This is a genomic window from Limisphaera ngatamarikiensis, from assembly GCF_011044775.1.
Classification (GTDB): domain Bacteria; phylum Verrucomicrobiota; class Verrucomicrobiia; order Limisphaerales; family Limisphaeraceae; genus Limisphaera; species Limisphaera ngatamarikiensis.
This window is the reverse complement of record NZ_JAAKYA010000004.1, coordinates 1-17,841: the sequence shown is the minus strand read 5'-3', so window position 1 is coordinate 17,841 and position 17,841 is coordinate 1. Positions and strand designations below refer to the sequence as shown.

The following is a 17,841-nucleotide window of genomic DNA, read 5'->3' as shown; positions in this document are numbered from 1 at the left end:
GCGGTTTGCTCCCACTCCTCTGCACCAGGCAACTCGACATACCGCTGTTCTTGCTCCCGTCCTCAATCCTCCACACGAGCCAGGGCACCCGACCCCCGGCAGGGCGCCGCCGTGCGATTTCCCCACGCAACGGACTCAACCCGGAGCCCATGCCTCCGCGACCCGCAGTTGCGACAGGTCGCCTCGGGCCACTCCGGACGGAGCTTCCGCCTCAGCCCGCGCCCGCCGGTTGCCGGATCAGCCACCACACGCCCGGGCCCGTCAATTTCACAACCGGACCCACGGAATCCAGGCGGTGCCGGACCTGACCCGAGCCGGTTTCCAGTTCGCAAACCTCCCAACCCTCCGGCCCGCACTCGATCGTCACCTCCGCGCCCGCCCGGACATAGACCAGCCACTGCCGACCGGTCTCCTCCAAACCCCAGGCACCATTGCCGGTCAGCCCCGAACACGGTTGCATGCGCGGGATTGCCCGCAACAACCCGGCATCGGTCGTGGACGGCAGCCGCGGAAGCGACCCCCCGGCACACACCCACGCCCAACGGGCCGTGTCAAAGTTACAGATCCACGCCGGACCCGGATAACGTCGTCGGTACTCGCTCACCATCCCGGCCAGATCCTCGTCCGTGGGACGCCCGCCGGTCCAGCGCCGCTCAAATTGCCGGGGCGCCAGATGTGCACCCCCCGGCGGCGCAAACTCACCCCTGGCCGTCCGCCACCAATACCGGAAATCCACCACGTCCACCGCCGACCGCAGCCCTTCGTCCGCCAGGACCGCGTCCTGCACGTCCTTCGTCGCCGACAGGACCACCACCGGGTCCGAGCCCGTCTCCGCCGCCCACGCCGCCACGGTCTCCAGCCAAAACCGCATGAACGATTCCGGTCCGGTAAACTCCGCACCCAGCGAATTCCACACGTTGCCCGCTTCCCGCAGCGCCCCCAGACATTGCCGGATGTAACCCCGATGCAGGGCCGACCGGGTCGGGTGACCGACATCATAGAACTGCGCCGCCATGAAAATGCGTTTGTCCCCCGCATACGGCGGCGGTTCGGGAAAGCCCGTGTCGTTGATGTTGTTGGCCGGGCGCCAGGGGAAATCCGCCCAGTGCGCCCCCGCCTCCAGGATGTTGTGCTGGAAATAGTGCTGATGCAGCAGCACCAAACCGCGCGCATCGCAAATCCGCGCAAACGCCCGCAACCGATCCCAATACCACGGGTTGAACCGCGTCAGGTCGTACCGGCTCAACCCGTCCCAGGCCTTCCCCTGTCCGCTCCGCGCAAACGGTTGCTCAAAGAACGGCGCCACCACCTCGCCGTCCCGCCGCCGCACCATTTGATGATCATCCCGGCGTCGGTCATACCACAACCCGTAGTGATGCTCGAAAACCGGCCGATTCTCCCGCTCCATCTGCGCCGCCACCTCGTTGAGGTCATCCGTCCAGCCTCGCCCCACCCGGCCCGGCATGAACCGCGTCAGCGCCGGCCCGTGCTCCCCGGCTTCTCCCGGCAAACGGCTGCCGCGCCACCAGGCCGTTTCCAAAATCCCGCCCGTCAACAACCGGTCGCCCACCACCACCCAGCCATTCTCCACCCGCACGGGCAATCGCGGTCGCCCCACGTCCTCCGCCCCTGCAGGAGCCGTTGCGGCAAGCTCCGGCGCCGACCCCGGCTCGCACGGCAGCGGTTCCCTCTCGACCAGGTTCTCAATCCACGCCCGCAACGTCAGGGCCGGCTGGCGCGAGCCCTCGCTGAGTTCCCGGGCCCGGTCCGGCGCAGGATTGGTCACATCCTCCCGCGACTTCGGCGGAAATCGCAGACGCGCCGCGTCCCCCACCCCGCGCGCCACCAGTTGGGCCGCCCACAAACTCACCGGCTGCACAAACTCGTTCGATTGCCGCCACACACCGTCCCCTTCAAACGCACCCCACGACCCATACGACCAGTTCCACGCCCCCGGCGGATTCCAGCACCGGACCACCGACGCACTGCAGTTCCACAACACCGAATTCGCCGCCGCCCAGCCCACCCGACGATGATTCCCCGGCCAAAACCCCAGACTCAACGCCGCCCCGTCCACGGTCACGTTGTCATACAACACGCCACTGGCCCAACTCTCCCATGGGCCACTGTCGCCCAGAGACCTCTCCGCCTCACACAACACAAACGCGTTCGGCCCGGCCGCACAGTGCCCCACCACAAAGTCATGAACCCCTTCCTCCGCGTAACACCGGAGAAACAACGTCTGCTGCCCGGCGGTGAAAAAGCTCTGTCGCCTGTGCCCCCCCGGCTCCGACACCGGCGCCAGAGCCAGACAATCCTCCACCGTCACACAGCGCGCCGTCTCATAAACCGCCACCGCACCGCCGGCAAAATGTCGAAAGACAACCCGCCGCACCCACGCATCCTCCACGTTCTCCAGCGTAACCCCGTACCAGGCATGATCCTCGTCCAGGGGACGCTGCACGTCATAAGCCGATTCCATGCGCAGGTTTTCCACCCCCACCTGCCGGATCCGGCCCGGCCAGTCCAAAACCGCCAGCCAGCCCCCACCCAGGTCCGACTCCAGCGCGGTGGTGATGGGTACCTCCCAGCTCACCCGGTTGCCCTCCACCCGGGTGATCGTGCGTTCCCACGCAACGTCCCGCGATCCCGGCTTCCATCCCGCCCCCACGCCCCCGCCCAGTTCCTGCATCCCCAACCGCTCAATCCACGCCCGGGTCGAAGGCCGCACCACCAACACCCGCCGACCCGCCTCCAACCCCGCCGCATCGACAACCGAACAATTGGTGGCTCCCACCGGTACGTATCCATCCGTCATCACCCAAGCCGCGTTGGTCCGGATCCGCCGGTCATCGACCCCCGCCACGCGCAGCAACGGCCGGCGATCCACCCCCGTCGCCACCAACACCGTGCCATCTTCGCCCATCCCCTGCCCGCGCAACACCACACCCGAAGCACGCAGCACCAGCTGACCTCCCACCTCATACCGGCCCCGCAACAGCAACACTGCCCCACGCCACCCGCGGGCGTCCGGCTCCCGCGCGCCCACCTGGTCCAGCGCCGCTTGAATTCGTGCCGTGTCGTCTCCCGCACCCGGCCGCACCACGCAGACCACGGGAACCCCGGGCAACAGCTCCCTGCCCTCCGCGTACCCGCAGTACGAAAAGTCAGGGATACGGTCGCCCCGCTCCGTCGCCACCGGTTCCAGGCGCCCCTGCCGATCAGACCGCACCTCCGGCACGCGGACCTGCATTTCCCCTCCCGCGGTCTGCACCCCGATAACCCACAACAGGCCCGCACCCAGCCACAACGTCAGTCCGAATCCTCTCACCGCAGTTCGCATGACAACGTCCCCAAACTCTCTGACCGGGCCATCAACACCCCGTCCACCCACACCTGAAAGCCGGCACCCCGACCATACCGCGTGCCATCCCGATCCCAGAGAATCGTCACCGTCCGACCGTGATACGGCAGACCGTCCAAACAGAACCAGTCCCAGACCGATCCCGGCAACAAGGGCCGGATCTCCAAACGAGCCCCCGCCCCGGGCACCACCCCCACCAGGCCCGTAATCAACAAATCCGCGTACGTGGAATGGTTGTAATCCTTGCTCCGATCGCCCCGGTCAATCCAGTCGCCCGTAACCTCGTCCAAATACTCCCCGATCCACGGACGACCCCGCCGCTCGTGACATCGCGTGTAGATCAGAAATGCCTCAAACCAGTCCCTCAACGACAGCGGCGTGGCCGGATCCTCCCGCAACGCACGCGCCAACGCACCCAACGTCTGCGACGTGGCAAACGGCCACACCGCACCATCCCACTCGCACCGACCCACCCCATGGGACCGAAACCGCGGATGCCGCCGTTCCGCCGTCGTCAGACCCGCCGGCGCCCAAAACCCGCTCCGATTCGTCAGTTCCAACCACGCTCGTTCATAACCCCGTCCCGCCGGCACCACGCCAAACGCCCAGGGAAGAAACCCGGTCGCCTCCCGCACATCCGCCCAACGTCCATCCTCCCGCAATGTCTTGAAAAATTGCGCCTCCGGATCCCATAACCGCTGGAGCAACCGCTCCCGCAGCAGCTCCGCCTTGCGTTCATACGCGGCGGCCAGCTCCCCGCGCCCCGCCCGGCGCGCCATCTCCGCAATGGCCCGTGCGTTGCCGTACATGTAGGCGTTCAATGGCACACGGACATGGCGCTGCGTCCTCGACCCGCTCAGGGATTCCTCCATCCCGTCCTGCACGTCGTACTGCCAAAACAGACCGTCCGGCCGACCCCGCTCGCGCTCCCAGGCCTCGTAATCCGCCATCAGATCGTCCAGCCACGCACCGGCCGCCCGCAAATCCCCCCGTGCGCAATACCAGTCATGCACCGCCGCCGCCAGCCATTGGCTGAACCGGTGCAGGTGCGGTTGCGGCCCGCCCTCATGCCCCCGCAGCCAGAACCGCAACATGTCCTCCCCGTAAACGGGATCACGCAACCAGCGTGCCTCCGCCAAATGATGGCCCAGGGCACAACTGATGGTGTTGAAGGGCCCGGCATGACTCACCGGCGGCAAAAACTCCGTCACCACCCAGCCCGTCGGCGTCCACCGCAGGTGTTTCCGGTACACCCACCACCGGAAATAGTACGTCCGCACCACCGCAGCGTCCGGACAATCAAAAAAAGGGATCTGGTCCCGCAACCAACCCCATGCCACGGCGTTTGGAACCGCATTCACCACCGTTTCCACATCGCCGGAATTGAACTCCTCCACCCACCGGCGATGAGCCTCCGCATCCAACACCTGCAACCGGTCCGTCCCGGCCACGGACACACCCCAGGCGCAGGCCCAAAGAACCCCCGACAGCCACGGTCTCCACCCACCTTGCAACTCGTTGCGCATGCGTCACCCCGGTCTCCGCGTCCGGCGCCACGACCGGTCACGATCCCGGTCGGTCCGGGTCCGGAAACTCGCCCACCAACCAGCCCAGATACTCCTCCAAATTGGTGTACCCGTCGCCGTCCCGATCCCCCCACGCATCGGTCGGGTCGAGCGGGTCCAGCCCCGCACGTCTCTCCCAATCATCCGGCATCCCGTCCCCGTCCCGGTCCCATCCCTCCGGCCGGTGCACTTCCGGATACTCCTCCCAGCCGCCCACGTCCTCCTGCGAATCGGGCAACCCCGGCAGGCCGGTCCGACTCCCCCGATACCGCGCCGTGCCGGTCCGCACCTCCTCGAGGATCCGCCGGTCCGTCTCATCCTGCACGGGAACATTGCAACCCACGTTCGCCAACACGTTCGTAAACGCCTCGTAAGCGGTATGCGTCCGCACCATCGGATCGAAAAACGGTTCCTCGTGCAAATAACTCTCCGGAGGTTCGCCCGGCCAAAACCGCACACCACCCCATTTCTCGTCCGGCCCCACCCGACCCTCCAGCACATTGCCGACCACGTAATAGTCCTGCGGTCCGAACCGAGCCACTCCCTCACGCTGCGGGCGCAGAATCCAGAACCATTCCGTGGCCGGGCCGGGCTTGTAGTAGTTGTTCACAAACTGGACCTTCGCCGCCCCGCCGTCGGTGGTCCGATGATGCCAGTTGTACACCACATTGTTCCGGATATCCAGCCAGCCGGTGTGCCGCCCGCTCTGATTGAGACCACCCGCCAGACTCCAGTTCCGCCCCGCGCAATGGGCCAACAGATTGTGATGGAAACTGCCGATCAACCCGCCGATGCTGGCCGCGTACCCGTGGCGCGTCCCGGGCGGATACTTCCGGTGCCCGGCCTCATTCAACGCCTCCGCGATCAGTGTCCGTTGTAACGTAATGTTCCGTGCCCCGCGGGAACTGAACGCCTCGTCCAGCGTCCAACTGATCGAACAATGGTCCACAATACAGTGATCGCTCGAGGCCAAACCCATGCCGTCCAGCGTCTCGCCCGAAATGTTCCCGGGCCGGACACGGATGTAACGGATGATCACGTCGTGCGTGCCCAGCACACCGAAGTTGTACCCCCGAATGCAAATCCCCTTGCCGGGCGCCGTCTGCCCCGCCACCGTCAAATACGGATTCCGAACCACCAGGGGCGATTTCAACGTAATCATGCCCCCCACATCAAACACCACCGTCCGCGGCCCCTCCGCCTCCACCGCCGCCCGCAAACTGCCCGGTCCGCTGTCGTTCAAATTCGTGACCTTGATCACGCGCCCGCCCCGACCCCCGCGCGCAAAGGCACCGTACCCCTCGGCCGTCGGAAAGGCTCGATGCCGGACACGAAACCGCCACACTTCACCCCGGGTGATCCGCCCCGTCGCGTCCTCCTCATCCACCCGCCAGAAATACTCCGGAAAATGATTCAGCCCACTCACCGCATGGGCCATCGTCGTCAGACGGCCCAGGTAGGGTTCGTCACCGGGCCGGGCTGCACTCACCTCGGCCCAATTCGTCCCAAAGTACAGATGATGCGCCACCGCCCCCGCGCCCGACACCCAGGTCAAACGGACCGTGCCGCCCGGCCCGGCTGCCACATGCTCATCGTCCCGGGCCGGCCAAGGTCGCCGCGCCTGTCGTGAAGGATCGGGCACGTCCAGCGCAAAACCATTCAGCACCAGTTCCCCTCCATCGCCACCGCCACCGGGCTCGGGGCGAAACGTGAACACCACTGCCCCATCCGACCCGGCCTCAAACTCCACCCAAACCGTGGTGATGTCGTCGTCATGTCGCACCCGATGCGAGGGCCGGATCGGTCCCACCACCTTGCGACCCTCCAGCCACACCGAAAACGGGGTCGGAACGGTCTCCCGCGGCTCATTGTGCCAGGTGGCCAGCGTGTGCCGCCCCGGCGACAGCCCTTCCAACAGCAGTTCCAGGCCGCCGGTGCCACCGGGGCATCGGACCCGCACGCCGTCCGACCCCAATCGCACGCCGTCGTCCAAAAACGCCTTCACCCACAACACCTCCAGCCGGTTCGAACCCACCGGCCGCAACGTCACACGCACACCATCAAAGCCGGCCGTCGCTTCCCGGTCGCCCCGCCAGTGCCAGTTCTCCCAGTGAGGCGTCCGCACATCCTGCCGCGGCTCCGGTGGATTCAGGTCCACACGTACGGACGCCATTGCGTGCCCTTCCCAAACCCACCAGACCAGGACAAGGGCGGTCAGCAAGAGGAGCCCAAACCCGGGCCGCGCGAAACGTTGTCGGGCCAGCCGACGAAAAGGGGCGCCGGCCCGGGCGAAACCGGACCGGCGCCAAATCCCATCGCCAAACCGGATCACGGCTGAACCAACCGATAGAACACCGCCTGCGCCTGCGGGTCCACCGTGATCACATACCGGTTCGTACTTTGCGAACCCGGCACGGGCTCCCAGTCCGCCGGATTCAGGCTGATGCCCTGCGCCAGCGTGCGGACCTGCCGTTGAAGCGTCCAACCCACGTACGCTTGGGGCCATTCCAACGTGATCCTGCCATCCGCCACGGTCACACCCACCTGCGGCGGTTCCAACGGCGCCCCCACGATCCGCACAATGCCGTTGGTCGCCAGATCACTGCCGTCCCAGCGCATGCCCGGCCCCGGCGAGGGCGGATCAAACTGGAAGTCAATGTTCGGGTTCAGCGGTGAATTGGGCAGGTTGAAGTTGTTGCTCACAATCAGGAAGCTCTGACCCACCGCGAACGGTACGTTGCCAATGTTGGTCATCGTGATGATGCCGCGGATGTTGCCGAACACGTCCACGGCCACCACATCGTTCCGGGCCGGGTGATTCATGTCCACCTCGATGATCAGCCGCGCACCGGGGTTGAGGTCGAACCGACCTTCCACCGACAGCACGCCGATCGAATGGCCCGGCGACAGCACGCCCCCGCTGTTGATGGAGAGCCGTCCGTCCACGCCCAGGGTGTACCCATCGGGATCACTGACCACCCCCTCACCCATCAACGTGCCGTTGACATTCAAACGGCCCTCGGTGTTCACCCACCGCCCGTCCAGGATGAGGGTCCCACCGGCTTCCACCGTGGACGTGCCCGTCGCGTTCACCGTGCCCGTGGCGGTGATCCGCGCGGTGCCCCCATTGATCCGGACCGGCCCCGTGATGATGCCCGAAGCCTCAAAGCTGCCACCCTCGATCGTGATCCCGTTGTTGATCAGGCCCGAACTCACCACCCGGCCCGAGGAGATCAAACCATTGATGGTCCCGGCAAAGTTCAGCGTGCCCTCGGGCCCCACCGTGGTGGTCCCCAGGGTCCCGGCACCCTGCACGGTGCCCTGCTCCAACATCAACGGCAGCTGACTCTGCGCATCCATGGTCACGATGCCCGTGCCCTGTTTGGTCATCGGACTCGTGCCCGCGATGATGCCGCCGCTGAACGAGTAGGGCCTGGCCTGGTTGGTGATCAATACCGCCCCGGGCGCCACCGTCCCCATCACCGTCACACTGGTCGTGCCCGAAGCCGTGTCGTCAAACACCACCGGGGCGCCATTGGCGAATTTCCCGCCACCCTTCCAGTTGGCCGTGGTGAAGTCCCACTGACCATTCACCGTGCCGTCCCACACCACCTGCGCCGGTGCGTTGGTGTCCACCACCGCCACGAGCAGTTTCCGGGCCGTGTCATCCACCAGGTAACCATAGAACCCGTCCGGAAGCGTCAGCGCCAGACTCGCCGACGCCGTCTCATAGGCAACCAGCGGAATCTCGGCCGGGTACTGCGACACATTCCGGATTTCCGCCAGACGCAGCTCGGTCGCCGTGCCCGTCGCGGTAAAGTTGGTCACGTAGATGTAGGGCTCGGTCCGCGTACCGTCCACGTGCAAGACCAGCCGCGCATTCTGCAACACCAGCCGCGCCAGTTTCTTCTCCGGACCGGCCGCCGTGTTGGTCAGGATCAGCGTCGCGCCATTCGTCACCACCACCGCGTTGTCGCCCGACAATTTCGTCACGCCGCCCACCTCGATCCGGTTGATCATGGCCGTGCCGCCCGGCCCCACAACCAACTGCCCGCGCGTGTTCCACGGCTCGCCCTCGGCGATGGTCTCGGTGGTATAACCCAACTCCAACACCTCGTTCACCCGCAGCACCGCCGTGTTGCTGATCACCAGCAACCCCTGACAGTAGCCGCGCGCGTTGAAACCGGCCATCCCCTCCCGCGATCCGCCATCCTGAAAACCGAGCACCGCCCGGTTCACATCAATCACACCCCCACCCACGAACATCTGCCCCTGAAAGTTGGGGTCCCCGGACAACACCGGCCGGTCCCGCGAGATGTAAAACAAATCCGCCAAAATATCCACGCTGCCGTTGTTGTCGCCGAAGTACAACCAGCTCTTGATGTTGCTAGACCCCGCCCCCGGACCGCTCTCGTCCGACACGGCAAACACCTTCATCCGACCCCCATCCACATTGCGGAAAATCGCAACCGGACGGTTCGTGGCAAAGGCCGGATTAAATCGAACCCGCCCCTGGGAATTGGCCCCGATAAAACACACACTCTCCATGAAGAATTCGTTGTATGCCCCCAGGAAGAAATCCCGCTGCGAGGTCGTGCCCGAAAGCGCGCTGCTCAGGAACGTCATCGAAAAGATCCGCGTATCGGGGTTCTGGTAATTGTCCGGATCCGTGTACGTCGCAGTGATCCGATTGGTCCGGGCCAGGTACACCGCCGGCAAAAACCGGCGGGGACGCCCCGCATACCCGTTGTCCAGCAGGTTCATGTAATTCGGCCAGGACGCGTAATCACCAAAACCCAGCCGGCGCACGTGCGCCACCAGCGTCCCCAGGGCCGCCAGATTGAGCTCATGGTTCTGCTGCCCCCCCACCAACACCGCAATCTCCGCCGCGGTGTTGCTCACCACCATCGTCGCCTCCGGCCCCACCACGGAAATCATCGGGGAATTACCAAGCCACAACCAGCCGGTGGAGTTGTCCTCGATATAGTCCCGCAGGACCCTGAACCCGAGCGGACCCACCACCTCCAGCGTGCGGCCGGGTTCCAACGCCAGCGTGTAGTATCGCGTGGTATTGGTGGTGGCGAAACGAATCGAACCCACCCGCACATCACGGTCCACCAACACATTGGTAAACTGCGCCGTCTGACCGCCCAGATCGCTGAAAACGATGTCAGCCCCTTCCGGCGGTACCGACCCACCCAACCAACTGGAGGGCGATGACCACGAACCGGCCACGCCGTCACTCCCGTTCCAGAAATGCGCCACCTGCAACGTCAGGACCAGGTGGTTCGTCGCGCCACCCGAACCCTCCAGCCGGAACGGATACTCGCCCTCGGCCACATTGTTCCAGTTGAGCGTCAACATCACCGGCCCCGATTCCGTCAACGACGACGGGCTCACGGTCGCAGACGCCCCGGCGGGCAGACCCGACACGGTCACGTTCACCGGCCCGGTCACCCCCGTCAAAACCGCATAGTTGGACCAAACGACCGAGCCCGACGATCCCACCGGCACCGTGTGACGCAATTGCATGGTGCGGAAATGAACCGTCTGCGCCCCCACCCATGCGGGCAACAAACAGCCCAGCAACACTGCCAGCTCCCGCACCCGCCACGACCTGCGCCATCCGCCAGGCACGCTCGTCAGGTTCCCACGCCAATCCGCCGGTTTCTGCAGCATGTTGACATCTCCTGAGTCCAAGGTTGGGGTTCCGGGTTTGGTCCTGAAACATCCAAAACAACTGACCGGGCGGCACCGCCCCCGGGTTGCGGCCACGCGCCACCGTCAGTTGTAGGGCAGCCGATCGTTCAGCCAAAGGTAATCCGGATTGCCGCGGGCCGGCACGTTCCGTTCCACCTGGCCCGGCACCACGGGCCGTTTCGTCCTGGCATCCTTCCACCGGTGAATCTCCGAGTGCCCGTCGGCAAACGAGAAGTTGGCGCCGCCGCCGGCATGATAGCTGGCCGGCAAATTGCGGAACACGGCCGATGCCAGATCCGCCCCGCCCACGGAATGGAACACCGCATCGTCAATGCTCCCCGGATGCTCATCCAACGTGACGAACGTCATCGCAGGCCCCGGCTTCACAAGCTGGGTCACCTTCGTGAACCCTTTCTCGGGGTAGATCCGGTTGTAAACGTTCGGATTGATCACGGTCACGCTGATCCCGCCCAAAAACGCGTTACCAGAAATGCTCAGGACCCGCGGCCCGTTCTGGGAGGGAACCGTGTCCGCCGGGCATTTGTACACCCCGGGCTGCCGCACATACGGCGCCAGCAGCGACGACTCCGGATCAATCAGCTTCAAGGCATTGGTATTGTCCGGGTTCATGAACCAGTCCACACCGTTGCCCACCAGTTTCGGCGGCATCCGATCGTCGTTGTCCCCCACGTACAACATCCACCCGGTCATCACCTGCTTGGTGTTGTTCATGCAGGCAATGCCCTGCGCCTTGCCCTTCGCCTTCGAAAGTGCCGGCAACAACATCCCCGCAAGGATCGCAATGATCGCAATCACCACCAGCAGCTCAATCAACGTAAACCCCTTCGGCACCGGACCGCACCCGGTCCGCAACGTACGCAGGTCATTCCGCATCGGAACAGTCACGCGCATGGGAGCCATCCTGTGGAAATGTTCTCAGCCTGGTATCCCGACGGAACTCCTCCGCACCCCGGCTTGTTTCGAAACCGCCGGTCTTCCCCTTCAACCGGCCTCTCCGGTCCGCGCGGTACCCTGCCGCTGGCGCTGTGCGGAATTTCCGTCATCTCACCTCGAATATACCCGGCCCCCATCACGAACCATAATGTTCATTGCGCCAAAAGCCTTGCGAATCCTGCCATTGGCCCCCGGCAGTTTCCGCAATCACCCCCGGCAGCCTTGCCCTCCGTGCTGCGGCGCCTCATGATGACCGGCCCGGTGAAGCCCGTTCGGCACCATCAGATCCCGCCCGGTGCAGGTCCACCGAGCCCCGCGGACAAAGCCGGCCGGGCCTGTGGAAAATGACAGATCCCGACCAGACACTCATTCTGTCGGCCGACACGCCGGAACGGCTCGAAGAAGCCGTGCGGGCGGCGGCGGAACTGTTGCGTGCGGGCAACGTCGTGGCCCTGCCCACCGAAACCGTTTACGGCCTGGCGGCCAATGCCCTGAACCCTGCCGCTGTCCGCAAGATTTACGAGATCAAAGGCCGCCCGCCGTCAAACCCGCTGATCGTCCACGTGGCTTCGCTCGAAATGGCCCGGCGCTGCGCCGGCGCCTGGCCCCCGGCAGCGGAGGCCCTGGCCCGTGCCTTCTGGCCGGGGCCCTTAACCCTGGTCCTCCCCAAAACAGACATCATTCCCCCCGAAGTTACCGCGGGCCGGCCCACGGTGGCCCTGCGATGGCCCGACCATGCGCTGATCCAGGCTGTCATTCGAACCTGCGGCTTCCCCTTGGCCGCTCCGAGCGCCAACCTCGCCAACCGGGTCTCACCCACCGAAGCCGGTCACGTCGCCGCCCAATTGGGCGGTCGAATCCCACTCATTGTGGACGGCGGACCCTGCACCGTGGGCATCGAATCCACCGTCCTGGACCTTACGGTCTCTCCCCCCTGCATCCTGCGCCCGGGCATGATCCACGCCGACGCCCTGGCTGCCGTGCTGAACACACCCGTGACCCGGCTCCGGTCGGCGCCCGACCCCCACGCCCCACAAGCCAGCCCCGGCCTGTTCCCCAAACACTACGCCCCGGCCGCGCCCCTCCTGGTCCTCCGCTGGCACAACACCGACGACCTGTGCCGGAAACTCCGCACCCGCGGATTCGACCCGGCCCGGGCCCACGTGCTGGCCCACAGCCGCGTGCCCGACCCCGCGCGCGTGGCCGAAGTCCGCCTCCTGCCGCACGAACCCGGCGCTTATGCCCGCGCCCTCTACGCCGCCTGGCACCGTTGCGACCAATCCGGGGCTCAACTCATCGTCATGGAAGCCGTGCCCGACGACCCCGCCTGGGCCGGCATCGCCGACCGTCTGCAACGTGCCCAGGGCGAAAACGCCGGACCCGCCTAGCTCATCCGCAAACGCGCCAGCCCGGTTGCCCAACCACGCGACAGTTCTGCCGCTGCCATTGCCGGCCAACTCCTCACGGCTTCCCCGGCCAGTTTACCCGAAGACATGAATTCAACCCCGGTCCGAGCCCGCCCCCGGAAAGCGACCCATGCAGCCGGCCAGCCGGTCGGCTGCGTGTTCTGCCCGACTTCCCATCCCCACACCGAAACAAGTCGCCCTCGCAGCCGTCCGCCTCCACGCCTTTGCCGTTGCGGACAGGACCGCTTCTGCTTAACTGGGCCCATGACAAAACGGTTGGCATCACTTTTTGCCCTTGTCGTCTCCATGGGTCTGGCGGCCTCCGCGCTCGGCCAGGGCCGCATCGCCACAGTCGACCTGAACCACTTGTTCGACAATTATTGGAAAACCAGGGAAGCCGAGGCGGCCCTCAAAAAGCGGGCCTCCGACCTGGAACAGGACCACCGCAGCATGCTGGAAGAACTGCGCAAACACAGTGAGGAGTACCAAAGGCTTCTCGCTTCTGCCACCGATCAGGCCGTCTCGGAAGAGGAACGGGAACGCCGCAAACAAAGCGCCGAAGCCAAACTCAAACAAATGCGCGACCTGCAAGAGTCCATCGCCCAGTTCGAACGCCAGGCCCGCGCCACCATCGACGAACAGCGCAATCGCATGCGCAACAACCTCCTGGGCGAGATCCGCACCGCCGTACAATCCCGGGCCCGCGCCGCCGGGTACTCCCTCGTCCTCGACGTCTCCGCCAGGTCGGCCCAAAACACCCCCATCGTCCTCTATAGCAGCGGCGACAACGACATCACCCAGGCCGTCTTGGACCAGCTCAACCTCAATGCACCCGCCTCCGCCACGGGAACGTCCTCCCGAACCAAAGCCCCGTAACCCCGGCCACTGCCAAGCACCCGCCCACACGCACCGTCACACCCGAAACCCCACATGCCGGTTCGTCTCCCACCACTCAGCCGACGCACCTTCCTCCGACACCTGTTGATCGGCGGGTTGGCCGGTGGCCTCGGCCGTACACGGCTGTGGGCCGGCACACTCCGACCCGATCCGCACCACTGGGCATTGTTGGCCGATACCCACATCGCAGCCGACCGCACCCGGCTCCACAACGGCGTCGCCATGGCGCCCAACCTCGAAACGGTCATCCACGAAATCCTCACCGCCCGACCCCGACCCGCCCACACCCTGATCGCCGGCGACCTCGCCTACAGCCAGGGCGAAACCGGCGACTACCATCAACTCCTCTCCATCCTCCAGCCACTGCGCGCCGCCGGCCTGCCCATCCACTTGTTAGTCGGAAACCACGACCACAGGGAACGCTTCCTCGAAGCCATCCCGTGGGCGTTTCGTCCCGACCGCCCCTGGCGCGCCCGATGTTGCGCCATTGTACCCTCGCCCAGGGCCAACTGGTTCCTGCTCGACTCACTCGAGCAAACCCTCTCCACCCCCGGCCTGCTCGGCCCGGAACAACTCAACTGGCTGGCCCGTGAACTGGATGCCCGTCGGCGCCGCCCCGCCATCATCGTCCTCCATCATCACCCCGACAAAAGCCCCAACCGATTGGGTCTCAAAGACACCGAAACACTCCTCGCCATCCTGCGACCACGTCCCCAGGTCAAGGCCATCATCTTTGGCCATACCCATCGCTGGAATCTCGCCACCGACCCCAGCGGCATTCACCTGATCAATTTGCCCCCCACCTCCTACGTCTTCCGCCCCGAGTACCCGGTCGGCTGGGTACAAGCCCGCCTCGAACCCACCGGCATCCACCTCCATTTGCGCTGCCTGGACCCGCACCATCCCGATCACGGCCGCCACGTCCAACTCACCTGGCGCACCGCCTGAAACCCTTTCACCCGCCCGGCCCGTCCCCGGCGCCCCGCCTTCACCGGCTCCACACCCCTTCGCTCCGCCACGCGGACCGGGCTGAAGATTCCTGCCCCACAGCCCTACGACGAGGCCGGCCGCGATTACAAACCCCGTACCTCCCAACCGCGGCGGTATCTGCGCCGCACAAACCGGTTCGCCTCCGACTCGTTGGTAAACCGCAGCCGTTCCGAGTCCCAAGCCAGCGTGGTTTTCGGAAACCGGCTCGCCACGCACCCCAGCAACACCGTCTCGGTCAACGGCCCTGCGTAATCAAACCCCGCCGTGGTCGAGCCCCTGCCCCGAACCGCTTCCAAAAACAGCGTGTAATGGTTGCCCGCTTCCACCTCCGGCAACCGCACCCCCTCAAACCGCCGCCGCGGATACAATCGCGGCCATCCGATGTGCGGCAACAACATCACGCCCTCGGTCCCGACGCAAATAGACCCTTGGGCCGGCAGGGGATCACCCTCCAACAACGCCACCACCGCACGCGGCGGCTTCTGTCGCCCGTCATACCACGTCAAACGCACTTCCGGCCCCGCAGTATACGCCGTGCCGGGGAAGACGTACTCCACCCGCCCGTCGGTGGCCCAGTTCCATGCGTTCGGCGCCGGCCCCTCCGAACGCACCGTCCGCGGCGCGGTCAGCGCCAGCCCCAGGAACACCGGATCAAAAATGTGACAACCCATGTCCCCCAGAGTGCCCGTGCCGAAGTCCAATCGCCGCCGCCAGTTCGCCGGGTGATAATAGCCCCCGCCAATGAACGGCCGCCATTCGGCCACCCCCAGCCAGCCGTCCCAGTCAAAACCCTCCGGCACGGGATCCACCCGCGCCGGCAACGGCTCCGGATCGCCCCAGGACTTGTCGCTCCAGAGATGGACTTCCCGCACCTTCCCGATCAGTCCCCGCCGCAACACCTGCACCGCCTGGCGATACTCCGCCAGCGAATGGATCTGGATGCCCATCTGCGTCACCAGACCGCGTTCGCGCGCCATCCGTGTCAACTGCCGGGCCTCGTACAAATCATGCGTCAGCGGCTTCTGCACATACACGTGCAACCCGCGCTGCATCGCCGCCATCGCGATCGGCGCATGCATGTGATCGGGCGTGGACACGTTCAGACTGTCCAGCTCCTTCTCCCGTTCCAGCAGCCGCCGCCAATCCTGGTAAATCCGCACCCCGGGGAATTTTTCCCGCCAAGCTTCGGCCCGGGCCAGGTCCACATCCGCAATCGCAACAATCCGCACGAACGGGTGCTGGGCGAAACTGGCCAGATCGCTCGCCCCCATGCCGCCGGCCCCCACGCAGGCGTGCAGCACCGTCTCCGAAGGGGCCACCCGCCGCCCCCTCGGCCCGCTCGCACAACCGGTACCCCAACCGGCCACCGCACCCGCCGCCAACCAGCCCAAAAACTCACGCCGCGTCAGATGGCCCTGTTTCATCTCCCTGCCCTCCGCAATGACGCCCCTCAACGGGACGGGATTTCACGAACCCACAACTCCCGAAACCACACCGGCGTGGCGTGCGCCTGCAGCTCGATGGGCCCACGCGCCGGCACCGGTCGGGTCCGGTCCCAGTAATTCTCCAGCACCGTGTCCTGCACCACCAACTGGCCGTTCAAAAACACGTGCACCCGTTCCCCCACCATCACCACCCGAAAATGATTCCATTCGCCCACCGGCCGATCCGCCCGCACCAACGGCCGCGACGGATGCTGCTGGTTGTTGTACAATCCGCCCGATCCGACCTCGCGCCCGCCTTCCACCGGCGGGGTGTAAGGATCCCAAATCTGCACTTGCGGAACCCCGCGCAAATAAATCCCGCTGTCACTGCGTGGCGCGATCTTCCATTCGCATTCCAGCTCAAAATCGCCAAACTCCCGCTCCGTGCACAGATTGTCGAAGCCCTGTCCCCGGTACACCAGCGCCCCCTCCTCCACCCGCCAGTTTCGGCGCATCAACTCATCCGCCTCCGCCCGGGCCGCCGCCAGGGCCTCCGCAGTCATCTGCGCAGCCTTCCGCGGATCCACCCAGCCACGCCACCCCTCCAGGTCCCGACCGTTCCACAAACTCGCAAAACCCGCCCGTTTCTGCGCCGCCGACACCGCCAACTCCTTCAACCGAATGTTCCGAAACTCCACCCGATCGCCATGCCCCAAAAACCCGATGTACCCCCGGTCCCGAAACAACCCGGGATGTTTGCGGAGCACCGCCGGGTCCCGCACCTGGTTCAAATCCACATCCAACACCTCCCGGCCATTCACCTGCACACGCACCCGACGGCCCTCGACCCGGATCTCCTCCGTGTTCCATTGCCCCGGCGGTTTCAGCGCCCCCTGCCGCGCCGCCGCCACGTCATACACCGACCCGTGAAACTGCTCGGGCCGCAACCGACCCCACTTGCCCTTCAACGCCGCCGTCTCCTCCAGAATCTGGATCTCCATGCCCACATAGGCCGGGTCGCCCCCCTGCGGAGCCCGAACCGCCACCCCGTTGTTCGCCCCCTCCGGCAGACGAAATTCAAACCGCAGCACAAAATCCGCATACTCCCGCGTCGTGTACAGCTTGCCGCCCCGTTCGGTGCAAACCAACAACCCGTCCCGGACCTCGTACCCGTCCGGCGCTCCATCCACCACCTGCCAGCCCGCCAGCGACCGGCCATCAAACAACGGCACAAACCCGGGCTCGTCCGCCGGCTCCGCAGCCCACACCCGCGCCACCACCCACAGCACCGCACCCAATGTGATCCGCACCGGCCACCACCAACCCCAACTTTTTTGATCATCCGGATTCATATGCCTGGCCACTCCCCGTTCGGCTCCATCAGCCTGCAGACTCACCCCCACCCAATCCACCGTCAAGTCCGCACCCCCCATCCACCCGGACTCTGCACCATTGGCTAACTGGTAAGCCCGGCCCCCACACCCACCCCAGAGCATGACCCGCGCGCCTGCGCCGCCGTGCCCCACCCCCCGGTCGTCATC

Annotated in this window: 10 protein-coding genes; 3 read left to right on the top strand and 7 right to left on the bottom strand. The window is 65.7% G+C overall.

Annotated elements, in window-relative coordinates; genetic code table 11:
* Positions 1-211: 211 nt before the first annotated feature.
* The 5 genes from G4L39_RS00085 to G4L39_RS00065 form a co-directional block, all read right to left on the bottom strand.
* Positions 212-3,343 carry a DUF6298 domain-containing protein gene (locus tag G4L39_RS00085; protein ID WP_165104989.1) on the bottom strand — a complete coding sequence of 1,044 codons (3,132 nt, stop codon included), beginning with the start codon at positions 3,341-3,343 and terminating at the stop codon, positions 212-214.
* Entirely contained in the window at positions 3,328-4,890 is a 1,563-nt protein-coding gene (locus G4L39_RS00080) for an MGH1-like glycoside hydrolase domain-containing protein (RefSeq protein ID WP_165104988.1), read from the bottom strand. The genes G4L39_RS00085 and G4L39_RS00080 overlap by 16 nt, the downstream gene beginning before the upstream one ends.
* Before the next feature lie 37 nt (positions 4,891-4,927).
* Positions 4,928-7,102, bottom strand: a complete 2,175-nt coding sequence (locus G4L39_RS00075) for a T9SS C-terminal target domain-containing protein (protein ID WP_165104987.1) — start codon at positions 7,100-7,102, stop codon at positions 4,928-4,930.
* A gap of 155 nt (positions 7,103-7,257) precedes the next feature.
* Complete coding sequence (locus G4L39_RS00070; protein ID WP_165104986.1) at positions 7,258-10,608, bottom strand: translocation/assembly module TamB domain-containing protein; 3,351 nt, start codon at positions 10,606-10,608, stop codon at positions 7,258-7,260.
* Positions 10,609-10,713: 105 nt separating this feature from the next.
* The gene (locus G4L39_RS00065) at positions 10,714-11,541 is read right to left on the bottom strand and encodes a type II secretion system protein (RefSeq protein WP_165104985.1); all 828 of its coding nucleotides are present in this window, start codon (positions 11,539-11,541) and stop codon (positions 10,714-10,716) included.
* A gap of 386 nt (positions 11,542-11,927) precedes the next feature.
* Here G4L39_RS00065 and G4L39_RS00060 point away from each other — a divergent pair, with 386 nt between their 5' ends.
* From G4L39_RS00060 to G4L39_RS00050, 3 genes are all read left to right on the top strand, one after another.
* Positions 11,928-12,971, top strand: coding sequence for an L-threonylcarbamoyladenylate synthase (locus G4L39_RS00060; RefSeq protein ID WP_165104984.1), 1,044 nt, complete (start codon positions 11,928-11,930; stop codon positions 12,969-12,971).
* A 282-nt stretch (positions 12,972-13,253) separates the two neighbouring features.
* A complete protein-coding gene (locus G4L39_RS00055; RefSeq protein ID WP_165104983.1) occupies positions 13,254-13,865 on the top strand; it encodes an OmpH/Skp family outer membrane protein in 612 nt (203 codons plus the stop codon).
* Between the two features lie 54 nt (positions 13,866-13,919).
* Positions 13,920-14,834, top strand: a complete 915-nt coding sequence (locus tag G4L39_RS00050; protein WP_165104982.1) for a metallophosphoesterase family protein — start codon at positions 13,920-13,922, stop codon at positions 14,832-14,834.
* 125 nt (positions 14,835-14,959) lie between these two features.
* Here G4L39_RS00050 and G4L39_RS00045 read toward each other — a convergent pair whose 3' ends face one another.
* Positions 14,960-16,300: a Gfo/Idh/MocA family protein gene (locus tag G4L39_RS00045; protein WP_165104981.1), complete on the bottom strand. Its 1,341-nt coding sequence runs from the start codon at positions 16,298-16,300 to the stop codon at positions 14,960-14,962.
* Between the two features lie 26 nt (positions 16,301-16,326).
* The coding region (locus tag G4L39_RS00040) for a 3-keto-disaccharide hydrolase (protein ID WP_205880669.1) at positions 16,327-17,841 on the bottom strand (1,515 nt) is incomplete at its 5' end.

Coding starts and splice junctions, on each gene's coding strand:
- G4L39_RS00085 (WP_165104989.1), bottom strand. CDS start 3,343: ATGCGAACTGCGGTGAGAGGATTCGGACTGACGTTGTGGCTGGGTGCG.
- G4L39_RS00080 (WP_165104988.1), bottom strand. CDS start 4,890: ATGCGCAACGAGTTGCAAGGTGGGTGGAGACCGTGGCTGTCGGGGGTT.
- G4L39_RS00075 (WP_165104987.1), bottom strand. CDS start 7,102: ATGGCGTCCGTACGTGTGGACCTGAATCCACCGGAGCCGCGGCAGGAT.
- G4L39_RS00070 (WP_165104986.1), bottom strand. CDS start 10,608: ATGCTGCAGAAACCGGCGGATTGGCGTGGGAACCTGACGAGCGTGCCT.
- G4L39_RS00065 (WP_165104985.1), bottom strand. CDS start 11,541: ATGCGCGTGACTGTTCCGATGCGGAATGACCTGCGTACGTTGCGGACC.
- G4L39_RS00060 (WP_165104984.1), top strand. CDS start 11,928: ATGACAGATCCCGACCAGACACTCATTCTGTCGGCCGACACGCCGGAA.
- G4L39_RS00055 (WP_165104983.1), top strand. CDS start 13,254: ATGACAAAACGGTTGGCATCACTTTTTGCCCTTGTCGTCTCCATGGGT.
- G4L39_RS00050 (WP_165104982.1), top strand. CDS start 13,920: ATGCCGGTTCGTCTCCCACCACTCAGCCGACGCACCTTCCTCCGACAC.
- G4L39_RS00045 (WP_165104981.1), bottom strand. CDS start 16,300: ATGAAACAGGGCCATCTGACGCGGCGTGAGTTTTTGGGCTGGTTGGCG.